Raw genomic sequence first — 4374 nt, 5'->3', positions numbered from 1 at the left:
AAAAGCCGGTAGAATTCTTCACTTGGAAGGTGCCTCAAAGGTCTGTTCGAAATAGCTGTTTGGTAACTACTATTTTCGCAGGTCAGAGGCACCTTCTGCCTTTTAAACACACCCCTGGGCTCCGCCCCTCATGAAAGAGGGAGGCTAACCCCGACGAGCCGCACCAGAAGCGGCCCAGACGGAACAGACTTCGACCTGATGGTTTCCGTTTCGTTGAAGGCAGCTTACGGAGGAGTTGGGTTGTCCTGGGCATAATGTTGGCCGTTTTCGTCTTCGTAGACGGTGAGGTTGTTCTTCATATCTTCAATGGCGGCCGCGTCCGCCGTTCCCGGAGCCAGGACCGGATCATCAAGGCTGGAACGGTCAGCATCTCCCAACATTGCTCCCAACCCTTTGGCGTCCCTGGTGACCTCTCCCGGAGCCAAACCCTCGGTGCCACCACGGGAGGAGCCATGCATGCCCTCCGTTGTCGTGTCTTTACCTTTGGTGTTCGCCATATCCATTACCCCTTTGTGGTTACCATCACCATAAGGCCCGGCGTGGAAACCAGGGGAAGTTTTTTTTCAATCTCCATGCGGTCCAAGTCCCACCGGAGGCCTGCGGGAAACACCTCGGGGTCTTCTACACCCCCCTGCGGTGTTCATTTCGCCCAGACAGATCCACGCCGAACTCGAGCAAACCAGCAACCGCGGCGGAGACCATCTGGAGCTGCTCATCATTGACGAATCCGAGTGCCTCAACACCACTGCCCTGGAGCTGCTGCGCGACCGCTACGACCGGACAACGTAGCCCTGATCCTCATCGGCATACCCGGAATCGAAAAATGGTTCACCGCCACGCACAGCTCTACGGCAGGGCCGGCTTCACCCAGCTTCGCGAGCTTGACGGTACCGGCCAAGGGCTCCCTGGCCTTCACCCTTCAGGACCGGATGCACGCAAAGGGCACAAACCCGTAAGCCGCCCGAGCGGGGGTGATGTGCACGCCGATTCCGCCCTCCCCCCTCTGCGTCCACACCCGACGACGAATGACCAGCAGGAGCAGACACGAATGCGGCACTGGCTTGGGGCCCGATCCGGGAAGCGGTGCCAATGCGCTTGGAGCGATCAAGACCCAGCGGGTCAGATTTCTCCTGCCCATTCCCCTGCACGGGGGTTGAAGGCTTGTTCCCATCGTTGCCGTTCGGCAGCAGAAAGAGGCCCCCTGGCGATAGCTGCGGCAGCGGCGGTGAGGTTGCTTGGCCGGGACGTGCCGACGATAGCGGTACTGACCGCGGGAGTGAACGCGGAGAACCCCAGGGCGGTTCCGACCCAATCATCTGCCAGGGGGCGCAAATTCATCTTCTGGAGACGGTCCCAGTATGTCTCACCATAAACGCCGTCCGGGCGTTCACGCCAACGCCAAGGGGCGTTGGCCAGCGGCCGCTTGGCAACCACACCCAGGCCATGTTCACTGGCAGCGGGCAGGGTCCGGCGAAGGGAAGCCTGGTCGAACAGGTTCACGGAGGTCTGCAGCACATCGAAGGCCCCAGCCCCAGCCGCCCAGGCCAGTTCGTCGTTTTCCCCGCTGTATCCGGCGATCCGGATCTTTCCGGCCTCACGGCAGGCCAGCAATGCCTCGACCGCTTCTCCCCCTTCAAGGACGGAAAGCGTGCACGAGTGAAGGAAAACCACATCGATCACGTCCGTCTTCAGCACCCTCAGGGCCTGCTCGACCCCGCCTCGAACAGCGCCGGCGGTCCAGTCCTCCTCCCCGGGGACGTCGTAGCCGACTTTCGTGGAAAGCACCACGGAACCGCGGTGCCGGGGCAGCCACTTGCCGATCCGTTCCTCCGAGGCCCCATAGCCGCGGGCCGTGTCAATGAAAGTAATTCCCAGATCAAGAACCCGGTCCAACAACGCATGCGCAGCCCGTTCATCCAAATCCGGGCCGCCGATATGGCCGGCCCCGAAACCGAGGGCCGAAACGGTCAGGGACGAATCGCCAATCTGTCGTTGAAGCATCCAAAAATGGTAGCTGCTACCTCTCCGAATCGGGGCAATAAGACTCCGGACTGCCGAACGTTTCCTTAACCGCACCCCCGGGCACGCTCCCTGTACATCTCAGCGTCTTAGAAACCTATTCCTAATTGAGGCACGCATCCCACTTCGCGAGCACTATTCGTGAGTCTCCTGGTACCCCTTGACACACCTCAAGCCAGGCGTACCGTGTGAGCACTACAAGATAGTAGATCTTGTGGAATTCTTCTGGGGAGAAAAATGAAACAATTACTGGGTGCATTCATGGGAGCGCTTACGCTTGTGGCTGCGGGTCCTCTCGGCTCAGCCCAAGCTACGGACTCCAGCATCACGCCCACGCAGGTTCAGACGGGGTTCTCGGTCTCGGCCTATGGGTCATACATTGTCAATGCTGACAGGTCCCTCGTCTCGGGTCCGACGGCCTACTCGAGCATCTCCTGCACCTCGGCCACCGGCAAAACGTCCACCAATAACGTTGCGGCCGCGAATATCCCAACGGTCGGTGTTGCCGTGACAAGCGTCAAGACGCTCCTGACGACCACGGGCAAACGGGCCGAAGCGAATTCAACGGTAGCAGGAGCCAACCTGCTGGGTGGACTGATCACGGCCGGCGCCATCACGTCCACGAGCTCGGCCGACAAGAGCACCACGGGCGCGTTCTCAGGCACCAACCGGACGACGATTGTCAACCTCAAGGTGTTGGGTCTGCCGATTGGCGTTAGCCCGGCCCCCAACACCATCATCGACCTCAAGGTCCCCCTGCTTGGCTCGCTCGGCACGATCACGCTCAACGGTCAGGACAAAAGACTGGTCAACGGCACGTATCAGGTGTCCACCGCCGCTTTGCGGGTCCAGATCCTCAAGTCCGGCCTACCCGGCCTCAAGATCGGCACGGACATCCGGCTTGGCGTCAGCACTGCCCGGCTCACGCCACCGCAGGCCGGCTACCTCACGGGTAACGGCTTCAGCACAAAGGCGTCGCTGCTGAACGGGCTGGTGGGATCCGGCGCAACGGCCTACGCGCCCGTAAAGTGCTCAGGCGGAACCAGTACGGCGAACGTCGCCGGGGCCACCATCTCCGGTGTCCTGACGGCGGGTGCGGCCACGACCAACACCACGGGAATATTGACGCCCACGCTCAAGGTTTCCGTGACCAACACGGTAGCGGGATTGAACGTCCTCAATGGTTTGGTCACGGTCGACGCCATCAAGGCGGAAACCTCGGCCAGCCGTGCCCCCTCGGGCGGCACAGTGACCCTGACCGATACGTCAACCTTCACTAACCTGAAGATCACCGGGTTTACCGCGATCAAAGCCTCCGTTGCCCCCAATACGGTGGTTCAGGTGCCGGGACTCGGCGAGGTCACGCTGCACAAGGTGGTCAAGACGTCCTCGAGCGTCACGGTCACCATGATCCAGATCGTCCTGAACCAGGCACGCGGGTCCCTGCCGACGGGCTCGAAGATTCAGATCGGTTACTCCAGCTCGGGAGTGCGCAACTAGCATTCAAGCCGAAGTTAGGTGGGGCCACGGCCCCGGGGATCATCATGTTCCCGGGCCGCGGCCCTCTCTCTTGCACCAGTATTTGTAGCCACTAAATTCCGGCGGATCCCTCGCAGTCCCCTTCATGTCCTTGCAGAACGGTGGCATCCCGGGAACACAGCAGGCGGCGCACGTCCCTGCTCGAAGCCACGCCCGTCTCCCCGAAAACGGTCATCAGTCCCAAAGCCTACAACGATGGGTCCTGGCACCAAGCCATTGTCACACTCTCAACAAACGGAATGATCCTGTATATCGACGGGCAAAACGCTGCTGCCGATCCAGCAACAACGACCGCCCGGAACTACCAGGGCTACTGGAAAATCGGCGACGACCGAATCAACACCGAATGGCGCTCAGCACCGGCCAACAAATTCTTCAACGGCAGCCTGCGCTTCGCCGCCGTCTACAACAGCGCCCTCGCACCCACCCAGATCAGCAACCGCTACGCCGCCGGCCTTAACAACTAAACCCCCTACCCACACCCTGCATCAACTACACCTGCGCAGGGACTTCAACACCCGCAACGAGAACCCCGGACGTCCGCCCTGACCTCGATGGTGGAGGGGGCCGCAACCCTGCGGCTCCCGGCCGTGATGGAAGAGATGCGGATGTTTGTCGGTCGTGACCGCCGAGCTCGCGCGCAGTTTCTGGGGCTGGGCCGACGCTGATGTCAAGCCCCGGGTTTGGTGGAGGGTTAGTTAGACCCGTTCCATCGTTTTGATGGCGGGCAGATTTGAGTAGTAATTGGTTTCTGCTTCCACGGGCGGCATGTAGCCGATCTCTCCGTGGAGACGCCGGTGGTTATACCAGTCGATG

The 4374-nt window shown here is 61.0% G+C and carries 5 protein-coding genes; 3 read left to right on the top strand and 2 right to left on the bottom strand.

Annotation, left to right across the window (positions count from 1 at the left end):
• Window positions 1-224: 224 nt before the first annotated feature.
• Window positions 225-497: a hypothetical protein gene (locus tag IV498_RS18530; RefSeq protein WP_269048548.1), complete on the bottom strand. Its 273-nt coding sequence runs from the start codon at window positions 495-497 to the stop codon at window positions 225-227.
• Between the two features lie 139 nt (window positions 498-636).
• Between IV498_RS18530 and IV498_RS18525 the strand changes: the two genes are divergently transcribed.
• Window positions 637-789, top strand: coding sequence for a hypothetical protein (locus tag IV498_RS18525; RefSeq protein WP_269048547.1), 153 nt, complete (start codon window positions 637-639; stop codon window positions 787-789).
• Window positions 790-1119: 330 nt separating this feature from the next.
• Here the strand turns inward: IV498_RS18525 and IV498_RS18520 are convergent, their stop codons facing one another.
• Window positions 1120-2001 (bottom strand): aldo/keto reductase, encoded by an 882-nt coding sequence (locus tag IV498_RS18520; protein ID WP_269048546.1) that lies wholly within the window; start codon window positions 1999-2001, stop codon window positions 1120-1122.
• Window positions 2002-2280: 279 nt separating this feature from the next.
• Here IV498_RS18520 and IV498_RS18515 point away from each other — a divergent pair, with 279 nt between their 5' ends.
• Window positions 2281-3519 carry a choice-of-anchor P family protein gene (locus IV498_RS18515; RefSeq protein WP_269048545.1) on the top strand — a complete coding sequence of 413 codons (1239 nt, stop codon included), beginning with the start codon at window positions 2281-2283 and terminating at the stop codon, window positions 3517-3519.
• 140 nt (window positions 3520-3659) lie between these two features.
• Entirely contained in the window at window positions 3660-4025 is a 366-nt protein-coding gene (locus IV498_RS18510; protein ID WP_269048544.1) for a LamG-like jellyroll fold domain-containing protein, read from the top strand.
• Window positions 4026-4374 lie beyond the last annotated feature (349 nt).

The sequence above is a fragment of the Paenarthrobacter sp. Z7-10 genome (assembly GCF_026932795.1).
Taxonomy (GTDB): domain Bacteria; phylum Actinomycetota; class Actinomycetes; order Actinomycetales; family Micrococcaceae; genus Arthrobacter_M.
The sequence above is the reverse complement of the archived record's forward strand: the minus strand, read 5'-3'. Positions and strand labels throughout refer to the sequence as shown.